This is a genomic window from Streptomyces sp. NPDC043861 (assembly GCF_056435905.1).
The window spans coordinates 514,412-532,866 of the sequence record NZ_JBWKDP010000002.1; the positions used below are offsets into that span (position 1 = coordinate 514,412).

Here is an 18,455-nt window from a genome sequence, read left to right on the forward strand (position 1 = left end):
AGTTTAGAGGTGTCACGGTCCCGTTCTGAAACGGGAATGTTCCGTAACGGTGTGAGCCCCGGTGCCCCGGCCCTGCGCCCGTTCCGACAGGATGTTCGGTACGCATAAGCATCTGGAGGGGAACCCAGTAATGAGCTACAACCAGCCGGGCCCGTACGGCGGTCAGCCCCAGCAGCCCGGACCGTACGGCCAGCCGGGCCCCTACGGCCAGCCAGGTCCTCACGGCCAGCCGCCGCAGGCCCCGCAGCCCGGCTACGGCCAGCCGCCGCAGGCACCCCAGCCCGGCTACGGCTACCCGCAGCAGGCCCCGCCGCCGCAGCAGGGATACGGATTCCCCCAGCCCCAGCAGCCCGGCCCCTACGGCCAGCCGCCCCTGGGGGCACCTCCCGGGCCGCAAGGCCCAGGGGGACAGCCCCCGTACGGCGCAGGCCCGGGCGCCTACCCGCCTCCCCCGCCGGCTCAGGGCGGCGGCGGCAAGAAGGCCGGCCTGGTCATCGGCGGGGTGGCCGTGGTCGTGGCGATCGGCGTGGGCGCGTACTTCGTGCTCGGGGGCAGCGCGGTGGCCGATGACACCAAGGGATACAAGATCACCCCGGCGGCCACGGTCGGTGAGTTCAAGAAGGACAAGGACAGCCCGGAGGCTCTTACCGCCAAGGAGAAGAAGGAAGTCGAAACCCTCCTGGGGATCAAGAACCCTCAGCAAGCGGGCGCCACATACAAGGCGGGGGACCCGAGCGATCCGTCGAAGGCGAAGTCTCTGAGCCTCAACGGACTGTGGGGCGAGATCCCCGACCCGGAGAAGGCGATCGACGGCTACTTCCGGAAGCTCGAGGAGGGGGAGAAGGACGACGAGGAGGACTTCAAGGTCGAGCTGGTCGGCAGCCCCACCGCTGTCGAGCCCGAAGGCTTCGAAGGTGCGCTCATGAAGTGCCAGAGCGCCAAGTTCACGCCCACCGGCGACGCTGCCCCGTCGGGCTTCGGATCCAAGGAGCTCGAGCTTCCGATCTGCGTCTGGGCCGACTACAGCACCATCGCCGCCGTGAACGTCATCAACGTGGCGCAGATCGTGGGCACGGGCGGCAAGGCCGTCCCGCAGGACGAGGTCGCAGGCTTGGCGGCCAAGCTCTACAACGCCTCGCGCACCAAGGTCTGATCCGCGGGCACAGACGGCACGGAGGGGCGCTCGACCAGCCGGCGGGACCGGCGCGGCGTCCGAGTGGTCCTCTCGACATTCCCATCCAGAACTGGCATTCGATAGGCTGGAGTCGATCAAGTCTGACCAACTCGACCATTCTTGGGGGCAATTGTGCGCAGGCGAGCCATGTATGCGATAGCTGGAGGTGTTGCATGCCTCCTCGTGCCATTGGCCGCCACACCGGCTGCCGCGGCCCATTACGACTCGAGATGCAGCCCTGTGATCGGCGGTGTCATCGTCACGCCGCCGGCAACCGGTGGGGGAACGTGGAACTTCGCGAGCCGCACGCGCCTGAACCCTGTGACGCTCACGGTCCAGGACCGCAAGGCGGACGGAATGACCGTCGGCGTCCGGCTCGTCACCCGCAAGAGCAACGGCACCAATCACGCCTGGCCGTGGAAGCGTCTCCACTCCGGTTCCGGGACATCCCAGAGCTGGGGAACCTCTGCCACGGACAGCGGAGGCATCCGACTGGCCTGGACGCAGGTGGGAGTGTTTGACGGCAACACTCTGAAAATGATGTGCGACACGGCCAAAGGAACCAATCTCCACTGGGGGTAGCGGCAGAAACGGCACCGAGGCGCCCGGCCGGTTCGTCGAACCGGCCGGGCGCCTCGGTCTTCGTACGTGCGTCCAGCGCTACGCGCTCTTCTCGTGCCGCCCGTCGTTCTTCACGATCCGCGGCACCAGCGTCGGGTTCACGTTGTTGTGGACCACGTCCGCCGTGATGACGACGCGGGCCACGTCCTTGCGGGAAGGCACCTCGTACATCACCGACATCAAGACCTCTTCCATGATGGCCCGCAGACCGCGCGCGCCCGTGCCGCGCAGGATCGCCTGGTCGGCGATGGCCTCGAGGGCCGGGCGGTCGAAGTCCAGCTCGACACCGTCGAGTTCGAAGAGGCGCTGGTACTGCTTGACCAGGGCGTTGCGCGGCTCGACCAGGATCTTGAGCAGTGCCTCACGGTCCAGGTTGTGCACCGAGGTGATGACCGGCAGTCGGCCGATGAACTCGGGGATCATGCCGAACTTCACCAGGTCCTCGGGCATGACCTCCTGGAACTGGTCGCTCGCCTCGATCTCGCGCTTGGAGCGGATCGTGGCGCCGAAACCGATGCCCTTGGCGCCCGCGCGCGATTCGATGATCTTCTCCAGGCCGGCGAAGGCGCCGCCGACGATGAAGAGGACGTTGGTCGTGTCGATCTGGATGAATTCCTGGTGGGGGTGCTTCCGTCCGCCCTGGGGCGGGACCGAGGCGGTCGTGCCCTCCAGGATCTTCAGCAGTGCCTGCTGGACGCCTTCACCGCTCACATCCCGTGTGATCGACGGGTTTTCGCTCTTTCGGGCGACCTTGTCGATCTCATCGATGTAGATGATCCCGGTCTCGGCCTTCTTGACGTCGTAGTCCGCGGCCTGGATCAGCTTCAGCAGGATGTTCTCGACATCCTCGCCCACATAGCCCGCCTCGGTGAGCGCCGTGGCGTCGGCGATGGCGAACGGGACGTTGAGCATGCGGGCCAGCGTCTGGGCCAGCAGTGTCTTGCCGGAGCCCGTGGGGCCCAGCAGCAGAATGTTGGACTTGGCGAGCTCGATCGCGTCGTCCCGGCCCTGCGCGCCGCCGTTCTCACCGGCCTGGACACGCTTGTAGTGGTTGTACACCGCGACCGAGAGGGCCTTCTTCGCGGGCTCCTGCCCGACGACGTACCCCTCGAGGAACTCGTAGATCTCGCGCGGCTTCGGGAGTTCCTCCCACCGCACCTCGGAGGTCTCGGCGAGCTCCTCCTCGATGATCTCGTTGCAGAGGTCGATGCACTCGTCGCAGATGTACACCCCGGGGCCTGCGATGAGCTTCTTCACCTGCTTCTGGCTCTTTCCGCAGAACGAGCACTTGAGCAGGTCGCCGCCATCACCGATGCGTGCCACGAGGTGCTTCCCCTTCGCCTGGGAGCGCTTGGTTCAGCGGCTCCTGGTGCCTCATATCCGACGGTACCTTGCCGGGCCCCTCGTTCGGGCCCCCCTTGGCGCGGTTCACATTGACGTGTACCGCGCCAAGGGAAGGTCGGGCGTCAGGCGGCCGCTGCGGCCGTGCTCTTACGGGTCGACACGATCTGGTCGACCAGGCCGTACGCAAGGGCGTCCTCGGCGGTCAGGATCTTGTCCCGCTCGATGTCCTCGCGGACCTTCTCGATCGGCGTCGAGGAGTGCTTGGCCAGCATCTCCTCGAGCTGCTCACGCATCCGGAGGATCTCGTTGGCCGCGATCTCCAGGTCCGAGAGCTGCTCCCGGCCGGTCTGCGAGGACGGCTGGTGGATCAGCACACGGGCGTGCGGAAGGGCCATCCGCTTGCCGGGGGTGCCGGCTGCCAGCAGGACGGCGGCGGCGGAGGCCGCCTGGCCCATGCAGACCGTCTGGATGTCCGGCTTCACGAACTGCATGGTGTCGTAGATGGCGGTCAGCGCGGTGAAGGAGCCACCAGGGCTGTTGATGTAGATCGAGATGTCGCGGTCCGGGTCCATCGACTCCAGGCACAGCAGCTGCGCCATGACGTCGTTGGCGGAGGCATCGTCGATCTGGACGCCGAGGAAGATCACGCGCTCCTCGAAGAGCTTCGCGTACGGGTCGTACTCGCGCACACCCTGCGAGGTGCGCTCGACGAAGCGGGGGACGACATAGCGGTTGTCCACCTGCGGGCCCGTGTAGAGGCCGCTCGCGGAGAGGTTGTTCTGCATATCGGTGTTCACCATCCTGGTGGCGTTCAGCGGGCTTGAAGGTATGGGTGGGCGGGCCGGGTCCGGGTTCTCGGTCCGGGGGCCGGAGGGGCCCCCGGTACGGAGGCTCAGGCCCCGGTGCCGCCGCCGCCCGGAACGCCCGAAGCGGCGGAGATGATCTCGTCGATGAGCCCGTAGTCCTTGGCTTCCTCGGCGGTGAACCAGCGGTCGCGGTCGCCGTCGCGGATGATCGTGTCGACGGTCTGGCCGGAGTGGTGGGCGGTGATCTGCGCCATCCGCTGCTTGGTCCGGAGCAGGTACTCGGCCTGGATCTTGATGTCCGAGGCCGTACCGCCGATACCGGCCGAGCCCTGATGCATCAGGATGTCGGTGTGCGGCAGCGCGAAGCGCTTGCCGGTGGCGCCGCCGGTGAGCAGGAACTGGCCCATCGAAGCGGCCATGCCCATGCCGATGGTGACGACGTCGTTCGGGATGTACTGCATGGTGTCGTAGATCGCCATGCCGGCCGTCACCGAGCCACCGGGGCTGTTGATGTAGAGGTAAATGTCCTTCTCGGGGTCTGCAGCCAGGAGAAGGAGCTGCGCCGTGATCTTGTTGGCGATGTCGTCGTCGACCTGCTGGCCCAGGAAGATGATGCGCTCGCCGAGCAGCCGGCTGTAGACCTGGTCGCCGAGGCCTCCACCGATGGACGGCTCACCGGCGGCGTTAGGCATCAGAATCGTCACGTAATCCACCTGCTCGTCTCTGACGGCTGCGGCCGTCTCAGCGTCTTCAGTACTGCCGAGGGCCGGCCCCGCTGCCCAGGACTGGCCCCGGGGCGGAGAGTCCCCTGCCCTCGTATTCAAGGACCCTAACGCGCTGGTGGGCGGGCGCCATCCCGGTTCCCGAACTGTTCGCTGGGAGCGCAAGGTGCGGGGGCGCGCGGCCGGGCCGCGCGCCGTCGGCCCGGGACCGGTACGACGACGGGCCAGTACGACGACGGGCCAGTACGACGACGGGCCAGTACGACGACGGGCCAGTACGACGACGGGCCAGTACGACGACGGGCCCGGCCGCGCACGGGGCGCGGCCGGGCCCGTCGTACGACTCCCGTCGTACGGAGCCGGCGCCAAGCTCAGGCTTCGGTCGAGCGCGAGGCTCAGGCCTCGGTCTTCTCGTCGGCGTCGCCGGACGCCGCGGCGGCGACCTCGGCGGCCTCCTCGACCTCGTCCTCGTCGTCGCTCAGGTCGACGACCTCACCCTTGGTGTCCTTGACCGTGGCGGACTCGACGACCGTGGCCAGCGCCTTGCCGCGAGCGACCTCGCCGACGAGCATCGGCACCTGGCCGCCCTCGACGACGGCCTGGGCGAACTGGTCGGGGGACATGCCGGAGGAAGCAGCACGGCGCATGAGGTGCTCGGTGAGCTCCTCCTGGCTGACGTTCAGCTTCTCGCGGGAGACCAGCTCGTCGAGCACGAACTGGGTCTTGATGCCCTTGACCGCCTGGTCCTTGGTCTCGGAGACGAACTCTTCCTCGGTCTTGCCCTGGATCTCCAGGTACTTGGCGAGGTCGATGCCCATCTGACCGAGCTGGTGGTGCTCCAGGTTGTGCTTACGGGTGTTGATCTCGTCCTCGAGGAGCTTCTCGGGGATCGGGACCTCGACCAGCTCGAGGAGCTTGTCCAGGACACGCTCCTGGGCCTGGGTGGCCTGGTCGTACTGCTTCATGTTCTCGAGGCGCTTGCGGCTGTCGGCCTTCAGCTCGTCGAGGGTGTCGAACTCGCTGGCCATCTGCGCGAACTCGTCGTCCAGCTCGGGGAGCTCACGGGAGGCGACCTGAGTGACCTTGACGGTGACCTCGGCCTCCTTGCCCTCGGCCGATCCGCCCTTCAGCTCGGAGGTGAAGGTGGCCTCACCACCGGCCTCCAGACCGGTGACGGCCTCGTCGATGCCCTCGAGGAGCTCGCCGGAGCCGATCGTGTACTGCACGCCGTCAGCAACGCCGTCCGCGAGGGTCTCGCCGTCGACCTTGGCCACCAGGTCGACGGTGACGACGTCGCCATCGGCGGCGGCGCGCTCGACCGGGTTGGTGGTCGCGAAGCGGGAGCGGAGCTGCTCCACGGACTTCTCGACGTCCTCGTCGCTGACCTCGATCGCGTCGACCTCGACCTCGATGCCGGAGTAGTCCGGGATCTCGATGGTCGGTCGGACGTCGACCTCGGCGGTGAAGTTCAGCGTCTCGCCGTCCTTCAGCTCCGTGATGTCGACCTCGGGCTGGCCGAGCGGGTTGATCTCCGCCTCATTGACCGCCTCGGTGTAGAACTTCGGGAGGGCGTCGTTGACGGCCTCCTCCAGCACCGCACCGCGGCCGAACCGCTGGTCGATGACCCGGGCCGGGATCTTGCCCTTACGGAAGCCCTTGACCGTGACCTGCTGGTTGATCTTCTTGTACGCCGCGTCGAGGCTGGCCTTGAGCTCCTCGAAGGGCACCTCGACAGTGAGCCGAACCCGGGTCGGGTTCAGGGTCTCCACGGCGCTCTTCACGGTTCGGTCTCCTTGGTGGCTGAATACTGGGGTTCTGCTGCGGTCACCGCGGGGTGTGATGTCCGGCGGCGGCTCAGCGGATAGGGCCCGGCTCTTCAGACACTCGTCAGACACACGGGCACACAGCTTGCATAGTAACCGCAAGCGGGATGAGCCCCACAACGCGACCTTGTGCGGTGATCATTGAGTGATGGTCGGGGTGGCGGGATTTGAACCCACGGCCTTCCGCTCCCAAAGCGGACGCGCTACCAAGCTGCGCCACACCCCGTCGGTGCGACACGTAGGGTACATGCCCGCAGGCGCTGCTTCGGCCGCTTTTCCGGCACGCACGCCCGGCGCACCGAATGGGGTGTGCGGTCACCGCCGGGGACCCGCTACGATGCTCTTCGTGCCGCGGCGTTCACCACCCGTGGCGCGGTCCTCGCGGGCGTAGCTCAATGGTAGAGCCCTAGTCTTCCAAACTAGCTACGCGGGTTCGATTCCCGTCGCCCGCTCTTGATGGCTCAGGGCCAGGTCGGAGGTTCATTTCCCCGACCTGGCCCTGAGTTCGTTTCCGGCCCTTCTCCGGCCTGTGCGCCCGTTCGAGCCGGGATCCTGTTTGCGGGCCTGCTCGACGACCACGGGAGCGCGGAGTGGGGGTGTTCCCGTGTGGCGGAGATCATGGAACTCCGGACTCCCGGTGCCGGCCCGATCGCCTTCGCCACCCCTACTGCGGCGGTCGCCGGTCGCCCCGGCTGCCGACCGGTACGGTCCGGCCATGGACCCGGCGGGTGCCGGTCGTCCGCAGCGGCCGCGCACCTTCACCGGCGTTCTGCCCCACGTCGCGCGACATTCCGTGCTGCACACGGAGATTCGCCCTGCTGTACGACCCTGATGCGTTCGCCTGCCTGTTGACGCGGTCCCGGCGGGGCGTCGCCTTCTCGGCGCGATGAACACGCGACCATCGGGGGCTGTGCCGGCGTGGAGCGCGAGGCTCGTGCGCACCCCACGCAGGGAAGACCGGACGGGAGTGCGCCGTGGCAATGATTGGACTGTTCTGGATCGCCGAGGACTCGGTGTACGTGGGTTCCCCGCCGGCGGCGGACGGGCGCTGCGCCAGGCTCACCGCCGAGGGTGTGGAGGCCGTGGGCCCCGGCGGTGACACCCGGGCCTGGACATGGGCGGCCCTGCGGTCTGCGGCTGTCGAGGCAGCGCCCGTGCGCGGCACGCCGGCCGGACGACTGGGGACAGCCCTGGAGACGTTGCTCACCGCGGTGACCGGGGTCGGGAACGAGCCGCCGGAGATGGTTCTCGCCCTGGAGACGGCGGGCGGCGTGGACGAGGTACCGGTGTACGCGGCAGTCGCTGGTTACGGCCCGGAGGAGATCGCTCTCTCCCAGTCCTTGCTGGCCGGGTTCGTGGCGGGCACGGCCGATCCGCGGACCGTCGCGGCCTGGGGCCGGCAGAACAGCGGCAACGGCACGCCGAAACCGGGCACGCGTGAGGACCTCCTGCGTGTATGGGCGGAAGGCTCGGGTGGCTAGTGCCGTGACCGGTCAGCGGCAGGGCGCACACGACCGGCGCGCCCCTCGGTACGGCTGAGCACATCCACCTCAGCCCGCTGCGGCACCGTGACCCGGGCGGAGGCGTGTTGCCGGCAATCGGAGGAAGCCGACCAGCCGGAACCGCAATTGGATCCAGCCACTTCTCGATCATCCGGCCGAATCCGATGGCGTCGTCAGAATCTGATCGCGTTGATCGAGTCCGCTATCGAGTTGAGAAAGTTATTGATCGACGGCGCCATGCCCGTCGAGGCGAGGAAGAAGCCGAACAGTGCCGCGACGATCGCGGGTCCGGCCTTGATCGAGCCCCCGCGGACCATCACCACGAGGATGATCGCCAACAGCAGCACCACAGACAGTGAAATGGCCACAACTGATCACACCCTCGGTCGGTCCGCTTGCCCGCGCGGGAGTATGCGGCCCGGCACACCCCCATGCCTCCATCGTGCCACCAACCTCCGGCCGATGGCTGCCAGGTGACACACCGTCGGCGTCCGGGTCGCATCAGCGCGGCCCGCCCGCCGGCGGGACCGCCTGGCCGACGCTTGACGTTTACCCGCCGGAGCGAAATACACACAGCCGGACCACAGGAAATTCAACAAATAACGGTGAGGAAATTCACCCGGTCATTCAGCGTGTTGATTTGCACTGTTTAAGAGGGATTAATTGGGGCATATCGGGCGTTTGGCCACTGTTTCAGTGGTGAATGGGCGGACCGGGACGGACCCTCGCACGGGTTTTACGGAATGGATTACGCAAGGCTAGGGTGCCTCGAATGTTCCACGCTCCGAATGGATTGCAGAGGGACCGGCTCCCCGAGGCCTCCCGGGAGCCGGAGCCTGTCCGTGCGACGACGGCGACGGCGGATCCAGCACGCCCGGCTGCGCCGGCCAGAAGACGCGACCCCTACTTCGACAACGCCAAGTACCTGGCCATCGTGCTGGTCGCGGTGGCGCACGCCTGGGAACCGGTGATGGACGGCAGCCGCGCCACCAGAGCGCTGTACATGTTCGTCTACACGTTCCACATGCCGGCGTTCATCATCATCTCGGGCTACTTCTCGCGGAGCTTCACGGCAAAGCCCGAGCAGTTGCGGCGGCTGGTGGGCGGGGTGATCGTGCCGTACGTCGTCTTCGAGGTGGCGTACACGCTCTACAAGCGGTGGGCCGACGACGATCCCGGGCACCCCTTCAGCCTGACCGACCCGTTCTATCTCACCTGGTTCCTGCTGGCCCTGTTCATCTGGCGGCTGTCGACGCCGCTGTGGCGCGCGATCCGCTGGCCGCTGCCCGTCGCGCTCGTCATCGCCGTGTTCGGTTCCATGACCCCGGGCATCGGTGCCGATCTCGATCTCCAGCGCGTGCTGCAGTTCCTGCCCTTCTTCGTCCTGGGGCTCACGCTGAAGCCGGTCCACTTCCAGCAGGTGCGGCGGCGTGAGGTACGGCTACTGGCGCTCCCCGTGGTCGCGGGAGCGGCGGTGTTCACCTACTGGATCGCGCCGGATCTGGGGATGCGCTGGTTCTACCGCTCGGCCGGGGCCGGGGACCTGGGTGCGCCCTGGTGGGCGGGGCCTGCCATGACGCTCGGCCTGTTCGCCTGCTCGCTGCTGCTCACCGCCGCCTTCCTGGCCTGGGTGCCGCGCCGGCAGACCTGGTTCACCGTGCTGGGTGCGGGCACCATCTGCGGGTATCTGCTGCACGGCTTCCTGGTGAAGACCATCGACTACCTGGACCTTGTGACGGAGAACCCGTGGCTGGCCCGGCCCAGCGGAGAGATCGCGGTCACCCTGACCGCGGCCGCCGCAGTGACGGTGCTGTGCACACCTCCGGTGCGCAGGGCGCTGCGGTTCGTGACGGAGCCCGAGCTGTCATGGGCGTTCCGCCGGGACGTCAAGCGCCTGTCAGGCCCAGCAGCCGCCGCATCGTCGCGTACTTCTCGGTGAGCCGGTCCCGGGTGGGCTCGTCCAGCAGGGCGAGCCGGGCCGGGTCCGCATTGTGCGCGAGGTCGGACTCCTTGATGAGCAGGGTGCCGGGAGTGGCGAGGATGCGCCGTGTGTACGACTCGATGTCCTCGCCCTCGCCCTTGGTCATCGCCAGGACCATGTCCTTGACGTGCTGCGGGAGTTCGGCACCGGCCAGCCACTCCCGGGAGAGCACGCCGTCCTCGATCGTGTCGTGCAGCCAGGCGGCCGCGATCTGGTCCTCGCTCCCGCCCCGGGCCCGTACACCGTCGGCGACGGCCTTGATGTGCTCGGCGTACGGCCGTCCTGCCTTGTCCGTCTGCCCCGCATGGGCGTCGCGGGCGATGGCTTCGACCTGGGCCGGCGTGAGATTCGGCATGGCTCCGACTCTACGGCGCCGGGCGCCGGGCCTTCGGGCGGATTCCTCTTCCGGGAGCCGGGGCGGAAGGCCCATGGCGGCCTCCCCAGCTGCAGCACGCGGCACAGCCGGACGGCGCGTCCGCCGCCAGGGGGCCGGGGCGACGGTCGGCTCAGACGTTGCGGCAGAGCAGCAGCAGCGCCCGGTCGTCGTTGACGTCCTTGGCCACGGCCTCGATCAGATGCCAGGCGGCCCCCTCGAAGCCGGTCGCGACGTACCGGTCCGCCTCGCCGGTCAGCCGGTCCATGCCTTCCGCGATCTCGCGGTCCGACGCCTCCACCAGCCCATCGGTGAAGAGCATCAGCACATCACCGGGCCGCAGAGTGCCCTTTATCGGGTCGAACTGGGCGCCGTCGTACACACCGAGCAGCGGCCCCTCGGCGGCCTTCTCCTCCCAGCGTCCCGTGCCCGCCTGCAGCTGGAGGGCCGGGAGATGGCCGGCCGAGAAGAGTTCGTAGTCACCGGAGTCGAGGTCGAGGACGAGATGGACGGAGGTCGCAAAGCCCTCGTCCCAGTCCTGGCGGAGCAGATAGCCGTTGGCCGCGGGAAGGAATCCGTGAGGCGGGAGCGAACCGAGAAGCCCGCCGAAGGCGCCGGACAGCAGGAGGGCGCGTGAGCCCGCGTCCATGCCCTTGCCCGAGACGTCGGTGAGGACGACCTCGAGCGTGCGGCCGCCGTTCGTACGGGCCGCGACCACGAAGTCGCCGGAGAAGGACTGCCCGCCGGCGGGTCGCAGCGCCATCTCGCGGTGCCAGCCGCTCGGGAGCCGGGGCAGCGCGCTCTGCACCCGGATGCGTTCGCGCAGGTCGAAGAGCATGGTCCCGCCGCGCCGCCAGGGCACGCCGACCCGGGCCCTGAACTGTGCGATGAGCAGCCCGAAGAATCCGCAGGCCGCCACGGTGAGCACCGTTCCCGGGGTGACCCGTGCCGGGCCCTCCAGATACGGGCCGAGTGCGAGGGACTCGACGATCATGGCGCAGGCGGCCGCCGCGTACAGACCCAGGAGACTGGCGGGCCGCAGCAGCAGTCCGCCGGCCACGATGGGCAGCACGAGTGCCGCCGGTGAGAACCAGACCGGCATCGCGATCGTGCCGCAGGCGATCGCCGGGATGGTCAGGAGCAGCCCCACGAGGGCGATCCAGTCGGAGCCGTCGCCCCGGAAGTAGTCGACCCCGGACTTGCGCAGCCCGGTGCGGACCCGGTGTGCGGTCCTCCGCAGCCGGGCCGTGATCGAGTCTGCTGCGCCACGTGCCATCGTCGTGGACCCTATCCACCCGCCCGGGCCGCGTGCAGGGGGACCCCCGTGACATTGCGTGGGAAATCGGGTCGCGACGGACCGCACGCCGCTGGTAGGGATGGCATATGACAACTGAACTGCGGGTACTGCGGCAGCCCGAGTGGGACATGTGGTACGGGATGCTGGAGCGCGCCTTCGGCGGTGTCGCCGAACCCCGTCAGGAGCGAGAGCTGTTCCGCGCGCTGACCGAGTTCGACCGGTCGATCGCCGCGTGGGACGGCGACGAGTGCGTGGGTACGGCCGGGGCGTTCAGTTACGAGGTCTCGGTGCCCGGCGGCGCGTTCGTTCCCGCTGCCGGAGTGACCATGGTGAGCGTCGCCTCCACGCACCGGCGGCGCGGAGTGCTGACGTCGATGATGCGGCGTCAGCTGGACGACGTACGCGAACGGGGCGAGCCGCTTGCCGTACTTACGGCGTCCGAGCCGGACATCTATGGCCGGTTCGGGTACGGCGTGGGGACTTATCAGATGAGTGCGGAGATCGACACGTCCCGGGTGCGGATCATCGCGCCACCGGGGACGGACGACGTACGGCTGCGGTTCATGCCGGTCGAGGAGGCGGCCGGGGCGTGCGAGGCGGTGTACCTGCGCACGATCGGCACACGGCCCGGGATGCTCGCCCGGACACCCGGTTGGGAGCAGCTGCCGCTGCTCGACCCACCGTCCGAGCGCGAGGGGGCATCGCCGATGCAGTGCGCAGTGGCCGAGCGGAACGGCGAGGTGGTGGGTTATGTCCGCTTCCACAACAAGCCGGAGTGGAATGCGTCGGGACCGGAGGGGTCGATCACTCTGCGGGACATCGACGCGCTGGATCCGGCGGCATACGCGGCCCTTTGGCGCTTCCTGTTCGCCATCGATCTGACCTCGACCGTTCGCGTGCGGAACAGGCCGGTTGACGACTCGCTGTGGCAACTGGTCAGCGACATCCGGCGCTGCCGTGCCGCGGTGCGGGACTCCATGCACGTACGGCTGGTGGACGTGGGTGCCGCGCTGGCGGCGCGGACCTATCGCACACCGGTCGATGTGGTGTTCGAGGTCGAGGACGCGTTCTGCCCCTGGAACGAAGGGCGTTGGCGGCTCACGGGCGATGCGAAGGGCGCATCGTGCGAGCGGACCGAGGACCCGGCGGAGCTGGCGCTGTCGGTGCGGGAGCTGGGCGCGGCGTATCTGGGTGGGGTGACCCTGTCCTCGCTGGCCGGCGCGGGGCGGGTGCGGGAGTTGCGGGGCGGCGCGCTCACCGGGGCGTCGCTCGCCTTCGGCTCGGACGCCGCGCCGTGGCTGCCGCACGGTTTCTGAACGGGTGCCGCATCCCCCGGGCCGCTCGGCCGCCCCGGCCGCCCCGGCCGCCCCGGGCGCCCCGGGCGCCCGACCGCCCCGGACCGGACCGCCCGGTCGCGGTCCGGGGCACTAGGCAGGCTGGCAGGCCGGGCACCAGAAGAGATTGCGGGCGGCGAGACCGGCGGTGCGGATCTCGCCGCCACAGATGTGGCAGGGCATGGCTGCCCGGCGGTAGACGTAGACCTCACCACCGTGGTCGTCCACACGGGGCGGGCGGCCCATGGCCTCCGGGGTGTGCTCGGGGCGGACGGTGTCGATGCGGTTGTTGCGCACGCCTTCACGCATGAGCGCGACCAGATCCGCCCAGAGGGCGTTCCACTCGCGTTCCGTGAGTTCCCTACCCACCCGGTACGGATCGATGCCGTGACGGAAGAGGACCTCCGCGCGATAGACGTTGCCGACGCCCGCGACGACCTTCTGGTCCATCAGCAGGGCCGCGATGGAGGTACGGGAGCGGGAGATCCGGGCCCACGCGCGCTCGGGGCCGTCGGCCGGGCGCAGCGGGTCGGGCCCGAGGCGGTCGTGTATCGCACCCTTCTCGGGATCCGTGATCAGGGCACATGTGGTGGGTCCGCGCAGGTCGACGTACGACTCGGGATCTGCGATCCGCAGCCGCACGGTCTCGGTGGGCGGGGGCGCCGGGGCGTCGCCGAAGTTCACCTTGCCGAAGAGACCGAGGTGGACATGGACCCATTCCTCGGCGCCCGGGCCGCGGAAGCCGAGGAAGAGATGCTTGCCGTGCGCCTCGGTGCGTTCCAGCACGGCGCCGTCGAGCAGCGCCGCGGAGTCGGTGAACTTCCCCTGCGGGCTGGTCACCCGCACGGACCGGCCGCCGAACCGTTCACGGTAGTCGGCGGCCAGTCGGTGGATCGTGTGCCCCTCGGGCATCAGGCGGTCGGCTCCTGCGGGTGGTGGGCCGGGATCGGCGGGAGCTCACCCGTGGTCTCGTACACCGAGAGCATCTCGATACGACGGGTGTGACGCTCCTCACCCGAGTAAGGGGTCGCGAGGAAGATCTCGACGAACTTCGTCGCCTCCTCCTGTGAGTGCATCCGGCCGCCGATGGAGATCACATTGGCGTCGTTGTGCTCGCGTCCGAGCGCGGCGGTCTGCTCGCTCCAGGCGAGCGCGGCGCGCACGCCCTTGACCTTGTTGGCGGCGATCTGCTCGCCGTTGCCGGAGCCGCCGATCACGATGCCCAGGCTGTCCGGGTCCGCAGCCGTCCGCTCGGCGGCGCGCAGACAGAACGGCGGATAGTCGTCCTGGGCGTCGTAGATGTGCGGGCCGCAGTCGACGGGCTCGTGGCCATGGGCCGTGAGCCACTGGACGAGGTGGTTCTTGAGTTCGAAGCCGGCATGGTCGGAGCCGAGGTACACGCGCATGATCCGAGTGTGGCATGCGCGATGCCGGGTAGCGGTCAGCGGGTCGGGACGACGGCCTGGGCGTGGCCGGGAGCGAGTGCCCCTCATCACGATCCGGAGTCAGGACTTCCGTACGGGCGGGTCACCGGTTTGAATGCGGAGGCTCGTCACCCGAGCGACTCGCACACGTAAGGAATCGTCCATGAACCCCCAGCCGACCCTTACGAAGGCAGGCGGAAACACCGGAGAACCCGGTATTCCGCAGCCTTCCGACGGTCTCAAGGCCGGACTGAAGAACCGCCATCTGTCCATGATCGCCATCGGTGGCGTGATCGGCGCAGGACTGTTCGTCGGGTCCTCCGGCGGCATCGCCGCTGCCGGTCCCGCCATCCTCGTGTCGTACCTGCTCGTCGGTGCGCTGGTCGTCTTCGTGATGCGGATGCTCGGTGAGATGGCTGCCGCCAGCCCCAACTCGGGCTCGTTCTCGGCGTACGCCGACCGGGCACTCGGCCGCTGGGCAGGCTTCTCCATCGGCTGGCTCTACTGGTTCTTCTGGGTCGTCGTGCTGGCGGTCGAGGCCACCGCCGGTGCGGTGATCCTCGAGGGCTGGGTCCCCTCCGTACCGCAGTGGGCCTGGGCACTGATCGTGATGGTCGTGCTGACCGCGACGAACCTCGCCTCGGTCTCGTCGTACGGCGAGTTCGAGTTCTGGTTCGCGGGAATCAAGGTCGTCGCCATCGGCGCCTTCGTGGTCATCGGCCTGCTGGCCGTCTTCGGCGTGCTGCCGGGCTCCGACAACCCCGGCGCGGGCTTCGCGCACCTGACCGACGCCGGCGGCTTCCTGCCCAACGGCGCGGGCGCCATCCTCACCGGTGTGCTGATGGTCGTCTTCTCCTTCATGGGCAGCGAGATCGTCACACTGGCCGCCGGTGAGTCCGAGGACCCCCGTCGCGCGGTCACCAAGGCCACCAACAGCGTCATCTGGCGCATCGCCGTCTTCTACCTGGGCTCGATCTTCGTCGTCCTGACGCTGCTGCCGTGGAACGACAAGTCGATCACCGAGAAGGGCTCCTACGTCGCGGCCCTGGACTCCATCGGCATCCCGCACGCCGGCCAGATCATGAACGTGATCGTCCTGACGGCGGTGCTGTCCTGCCTGAACTCGGGCCTCTACACCGCCTCGCGCATGGCCTTCTCGCTCGGTGAGCGCGGTGACGCGCCGAAGGCCTTCGCCAAGGTCAACGCCAAGGGCGTGCCGACCGTGGCCATCCTGGCCTCGGTCGTGTTCGGCTTCGCCGCCGTCTACTTCAACTACGCGTTCAAGGACACCGTCTTCCTCTTCCTGCTGAACTCGTCGGGCGCGGTCGCACTCTTCGTCTGGCTGGTGATCTGCTTCACCCAGCTGCGGATGCGCGGGATCCTGCTGCGCGAGGCGCCGGAGAAGCTGACGGTGAGGATGTGGCTCTTCCCGTATCTGACCTGGGCCACCGCCGCGATGATCGTCTTCGTCCTCGGCTACATGCTCTTCGACGACGCCAACCGCGAGGTCGTGCTGCTGTCGCTGCTGGTCGCGGCCGTCGTGCTGGCCATCGGTTTCGTCCTCGACCGCAGGCGCAAGGCAGCCGTCGAGGCCTGACGGCCCACAGCTCCGTATGCGCCCAACGCCGAAGCCCCGGCCCGCTTTCCGCGGGCCGGGGCTTCGGCCTTGTCTGCTGTGCATTCGGCCTTGTCTGCTGTGCAGAGGGCGCACGCAGGGTGATCAGCCGCGACGGCCGACGGCCTTCCACGCCGCCGGCAGGACGCCCATGGCGAGTGCCGCCTTGAGCGCGTCACCGATCAGGAACGGGGTGAGACCCGCGGCGACGGCCTGACCGAGCGTCATTCCGGTGGCCAGGGAGAGGTAGGGGACGCCGACCGCATAGATGATCGCGGAGCCCAGCGCCATCGCACCGGCCGTGTGCAGGACGGAACGGTCCGCGCCGCGGCGGGCGAGGGCACCGACCACGGTGGCGGCGAGCAGCATGCCGAGGATGTAGCCGAAGGACGGCATCGCGTATCCGGACGTCGCCTGGGCGAACCACGGCATGCCCGCCACGCCGGCGATCGTGTACAGCGCGAGGGAGAGGAAGCCGCGGCGGGCGCCGAGTGCGGTGCCGACGAGCAGCGCGGCGAAGGTCTGGCCGGTGACCGGAACCGGTGAGCCGGGAACGGGGACCGAGATCTGGGCCGCGACACCCGTGAGCACGGCTCCGCCGACGACGAGCGCTGCGTCCACGGCGGACCTGGTACGACCGGCGGGCAGCAGATCGGCGAGAACGAGTCCGGACCGGACAGGGGCGGCAGCAGTGCTCATCGGGACTCCGCGAGGGTGAGGGACGACGACCGAAATCGGTGTGGACATGGCGACGCTAGTCCACGGGTGACGGCACGATCACCGTCGGTCGATGACAAAGCACTGGTCAGCAGGTTGGTGGAGTTCGCACAAAGCGATCCGGGTACGCACCGTGCGCGCGTGATGCTCGTCACTGAGGTGGAGGGCCCGGGAGCCCGTTTTGGTGATGGGGAAGGGCCTCGGAGAGACTGTGGATTCCTGCCAAATCTCCGAGAGCCCCGAGAGTCCGAGCACCATGCACGAAGCACCGCCCAGCCCGTTGGCCACCCAGGACGAACCGCTCTCGCACGGGCTGAAGCAGCGCCATCTCACGATGCTCGGCCTCGGCGGGGTGATCGGGGCCGGCCTCTTCGTCGGCTCGGGCGCCGGGATCTCGGTCGCCGGGCCCGGAATCGTCGTGTCGTACCTGCTCGCGGGCGCGCTGGCGATGCTGGTGATGCGGATGCTCGGCGAGATGTCGGCAGCCATGCCCGCGTCGGGCGCCTTCTCGGTGCACGCGGAGCGGGCACTGGGCCGCTGGGCCGGGTTCAGCGTGGGCTGGCTCTACTGGTTCCTGCTGGTGGTCGTCCTCGCCGTGGAGGCGACGGGCGCGGCGACGATCGCGAACGGCTGGGTGCCCGGTGTGCCCCAGTGGGCCTGGGTGCTGATCTTCATGGTGGTGTTCACCGCGGCCAATCTCGCTGCCGTGAAGAACTTCGGCGAGTTCGAGTTCTGGTTCGCCGCACTCAAGGTCGGCGCGATCGTCCTGTTCCTGCTGCTGGGAACACTGGCGATCTTCGGAGTGCTGCCGGAGACCGATCCGGTGGGGCTCCGCAACCTCACCGGTCAGGGCGGATTCCTCCCGGGCGGCTGGGAGGGCGTGGTGTCCGGCGTCCTCGCGGTGATCTTCGCCTTCGGGGGCCTGGAGGTCGTCACCATCGCGGCCGCCGAGTCCGAGGACCCGGCCCGCGCGGTCGGGCGTGCAGTGCGCAGTGCGGTGTGGCGCATCCTCCTCTTCTACGTCGGCTCGATGCTGGTCATCGTGACCGTGCTGCCGTGGACGGCGATGAAGCCCGGGCAGAGCCCGTACGTCGCCGTCCTCGATGCCATCGGGGTCCCCGCGGCCGGACAGATCATGAACATCGTGGTGTTCGTGGCGTTGCTGTCCGCCCTCAACGCCAATCTGTACGGCTCCTCGCGGATGGTCTTCTCGCTCGCCGAGCGCGGCGAGGCACCGTCGGGCCTGCTCACCGTGTCGCCCGGCGGGGTCCCGCGACGGGCCGTGTTCGCTTCCGTGGCCTTCGGCTTCATCTCCGTACTGCTCAATCTGAAGTGGCCGGACTCCGTCTTCCTCTACATGCTCAACGCGGTGGGCGCGGTGCTGCTGTTCGTCTGGGCACTGATCGCGGTGTCACAGCTGCGGCTGCGGCGGCGTATCGAGCGCGAGGCGCCGGAGAAGCTGACGCTGAGGATGTGGGGCTTCCCCTGGCTGACGTGGCTGGCACTGGCGGGGATGGCGGCCGTGCTGCTGCTCATGCTGGGTGACGACGAGGCGCGGCCGCAGGTGCTGTGGTCCTCGGGGGCCACGGTGGCGGTGCTGCTGGTCGCATGGGTGAGGGAGTTGCGCGACAGGCGGTCGGGCCGCGTCTGACGGGTCGGGGGTCGACATGCCCATGGGGTACGGGAGTTGTGCGCCAAGCGATCAAGAAGTGCCCGCGTCTT

The 18,455-nt window shown here is 68.8% G+C and carries 17 protein-coding genes and 2 tRNA genes; 8 read left to right on the forward strand and 11 right to left on the reverse strand.

Translation table 11 applies throughout. The features are described 5' to 3' along the window. Positions 1 to 130: 130 nt before the first annotated feature. Both AC068D_RS06825 and AC068D_RS06830 read left to right on the forward strand, forming a co-directional pair. Entirely contained in the window at positions 131 to 1,153 is a 1,023-nt protein-coding gene (locus tag AC068D_RS06825) for a hypothetical protein (protein ID WP_478821878.1), read from the forward strand. A gap of 342 nt (positions 1,154 to 1,495) precedes the next feature. After that, positions 1,496 to 1,756, forward strand: a complete 261-nt coding sequence (locus AC068D_RS06830; RefSeq protein ID WP_478821879.1) for a hypothetical protein — start codon at positions 1,496 to 1,498, stop codon at positions 1,754 to 1,756. A gap of 78 nt (positions 1,757 to 1,834) precedes the next feature. On the opposite strand, the gene clpX is transcribed toward AC068D_RS06830, so the two are convergent. From clpX to AC068D_RS06855, 5 genes are all read right to left on the reverse strand, one after another. Next, positions 1,835 to 3,118 carry an ATP-dependent Clp protease ATP-binding subunit ClpX gene (gene clpX / locus AC068D_RS06835; RefSeq protein ID WP_318106826.1) on the reverse strand — a complete coding sequence of 428 codons (1,284 nt, stop codon included), beginning with the start codon at positions 3,116 to 3,118 and terminating at the stop codon, positions 1,835 to 1,837. Between the two features lie 143 nt (positions 3,119 to 3,261). After that, positions 3,262 to 3,939 (reverse strand): ATP-dependent Clp protease proteolytic subunit, encoded by a 678-nt coding sequence (locus AC068D_RS06840; RefSeq protein ID WP_351566859.1) that lies wholly within the window; start codon positions 3,937 to 3,939, stop codon positions 3,262 to 3,264. 92 nt (positions 3,940 to 4,031) lie between these two features. Continuing rightward, positions 4,032 to 4,637: an ATP-dependent Clp protease proteolytic subunit gene (locus AC068D_RS06845; protein ID WP_478822034.1), complete on the reverse strand. Its 606-nt coding sequence runs from the start codon at positions 4,635 to 4,637 to the stop codon at positions 4,032 to 4,034. A 425-nt stretch (positions 4,638 to 5,062) separates the two neighbouring features. Then, positions 5,063 to 6,448, reverse strand: a complete 1,386-nt coding sequence (gene tig, locus AC068D_RS06850) for a trigger factor (protein ID WP_478821880.1) — start codon at positions 6,446 to 6,448, stop codon at positions 5,063 to 5,065. A gap of 191 nt (positions 6,449 to 6,639) precedes the next feature. Beyond that, positions 6,640 to 6,716: transfer RNA gene (locus AC068D_RS06855), tRNA-Pro, on the reverse strand. A 155-nt stretch (positions 6,717 to 6,871) separates the two neighbouring features. Between AC068D_RS06855 and AC068D_RS06860 the strand changes: the two genes are divergently transcribed. Together AC068D_RS06860 and AC068D_RS06865 are read left to right on the forward strand one after the other, a co-directional pair. Continuing rightward, a tRNA-Gly gene (locus AC068D_RS06860) sits at positions 6,872 to 6,942 on the forward strand. Positions 6,943 to 7,464: 522 nt separating this feature from the next. Then, positions 7,465 to 7,971 (forward strand): hypothetical protein, encoded by a 507-nt coding sequence (locus AC068D_RS06865; protein WP_478821881.1) that lies wholly within the window; start codon positions 7,465 to 7,467, stop codon positions 7,969 to 7,971. A 194-nt stretch (positions 7,972 to 8,165) separates the two neighbouring features. Here AC068D_RS06865 and AC068D_RS06870 read toward each other — a convergent pair whose 3' ends face one another. Next, on the reverse strand, positions 8,166 to 8,360 hold the full coding sequence (locus AC068D_RS06870; protein ID WP_478821882.1) for a hypothetical protein: 195 nt from the start codon (positions 8,358 to 8,360) through the stop codon (positions 8,166 to 8,168). A gap of 404 nt (positions 8,361 to 8,764) precedes the next feature. Between AC068D_RS06870 and AC068D_RS06875 the strand changes: the two genes are divergently transcribed. Further along, positions 8,765 to 9,931: an acyltransferase family protein gene (locus tag AC068D_RS06875; protein WP_478821883.1), complete on the forward strand. Its 1,167-nt coding sequence runs from the start codon at positions 8,765 to 8,767 to the stop codon at positions 9,929 to 9,931. Here the strand turns inward: AC068D_RS06875 and AC068D_RS06880 are convergent. Both AC068D_RS06880 and AC068D_RS06885 read right to left on the reverse strand, forming a co-directional pair. Next, positions 9,879 to 10,328 (reverse strand): HD domain-containing protein, encoded by a 450-nt coding sequence (locus tag AC068D_RS06880; RefSeq protein ID WP_478821884.1) that lies wholly within the window; start codon positions 10,326 to 10,328, stop codon positions 9,879 to 9,881. The two genes, AC068D_RS06875 and AC068D_RS06880, sit on opposite strands and share 53 nt — an antisense overlap. Before the next feature lie 151 nt (positions 10,329 to 10,479). Continuing rightward, on the reverse strand, positions 10,480 to 11,622 hold the full coding sequence (locus tag AC068D_RS06885; RefSeq protein ID WP_478821885.1) for a SpoIIE family protein phosphatase: 1,143 nt from the start codon (positions 11,620 to 11,622) through the stop codon (positions 10,480 to 10,482). A gap of 107 nt (positions 11,623 to 11,729) precedes the next feature. Between AC068D_RS06885 and AC068D_RS06890 the strand changes: the two genes are divergently transcribed. Then, on the forward strand, positions 11,730 to 12,959 hold the full coding sequence (locus AC068D_RS06890) for a GNAT family N-acetyltransferase (RefSeq protein WP_478821886.1): 1,230 nt from the start codon (positions 11,730 to 11,732) through the stop codon (positions 12,957 to 12,959). A 111-nt stretch (positions 12,960 to 13,070) separates the two neighbouring features. Here AC068D_RS06890 and AC068D_RS06895 read toward each other — a convergent pair whose 3' ends face one another. Beyond that, complete coding sequence (locus AC068D_RS06895) at positions 13,071 to 13,889, reverse strand: Fpg/Nei family DNA glycosylase (RefSeq protein ID WP_478821887.1); 819 nt, start codon at positions 13,887 to 13,889, stop codon at positions 13,071 to 13,073. Further along, entirely contained in the window at positions 13,889 to 14,383 is a 495-nt protein-coding gene (locus AC068D_RS06900; RefSeq protein ID WP_478821888.1) for a ribose-5-phosphate isomerase, read from the reverse strand. The genes AC068D_RS06895 and AC068D_RS06900 overlap by 1 nt, the downstream gene beginning before the upstream one ends. 181 nt (positions 14,384 to 14,564) lie before the next feature. Between AC068D_RS06900 and AC068D_RS06905 the strand changes: the two genes are divergently transcribed. Continuing rightward, positions 14,565 to 15,998, forward strand: coding sequence for an amino acid permease (locus AC068D_RS06905; protein WP_478821889.1), 1,434 nt, complete (start codon positions 14,565 to 14,567; stop codon positions 15,996 to 15,998). Between the two features lie 123 nt (positions 15,999 to 16,121). Here the strand turns inward: AC068D_RS06905 and AC068D_RS06910 are convergent, their stop codons facing one another. After that, positions 16,122 to 16,715: a biotin transporter BioY gene (locus AC068D_RS06910; RefSeq protein WP_478821890.1), complete on the reverse strand. Its 594-nt coding sequence runs from the start codon at positions 16,713 to 16,715 to the stop codon at positions 16,122 to 16,124. 274 nt (positions 16,716 to 16,989) lie between these two features. On the opposite strand from AC068D_RS06910, the gene AC068D_RS06915 reads away from it, so the two are divergent. After that, on the forward strand, positions 16,990 to 18,384 hold the full coding sequence (locus AC068D_RS06915) for an amino acid permease (protein ID WP_478821891.1): 1,395 nt from the start codon (positions 16,990 to 16,992) through the stop codon (positions 18,382 to 18,384). The last annotated feature ends 71 nt before the right edge of the window (positions 18,385 to 18,455 follow it).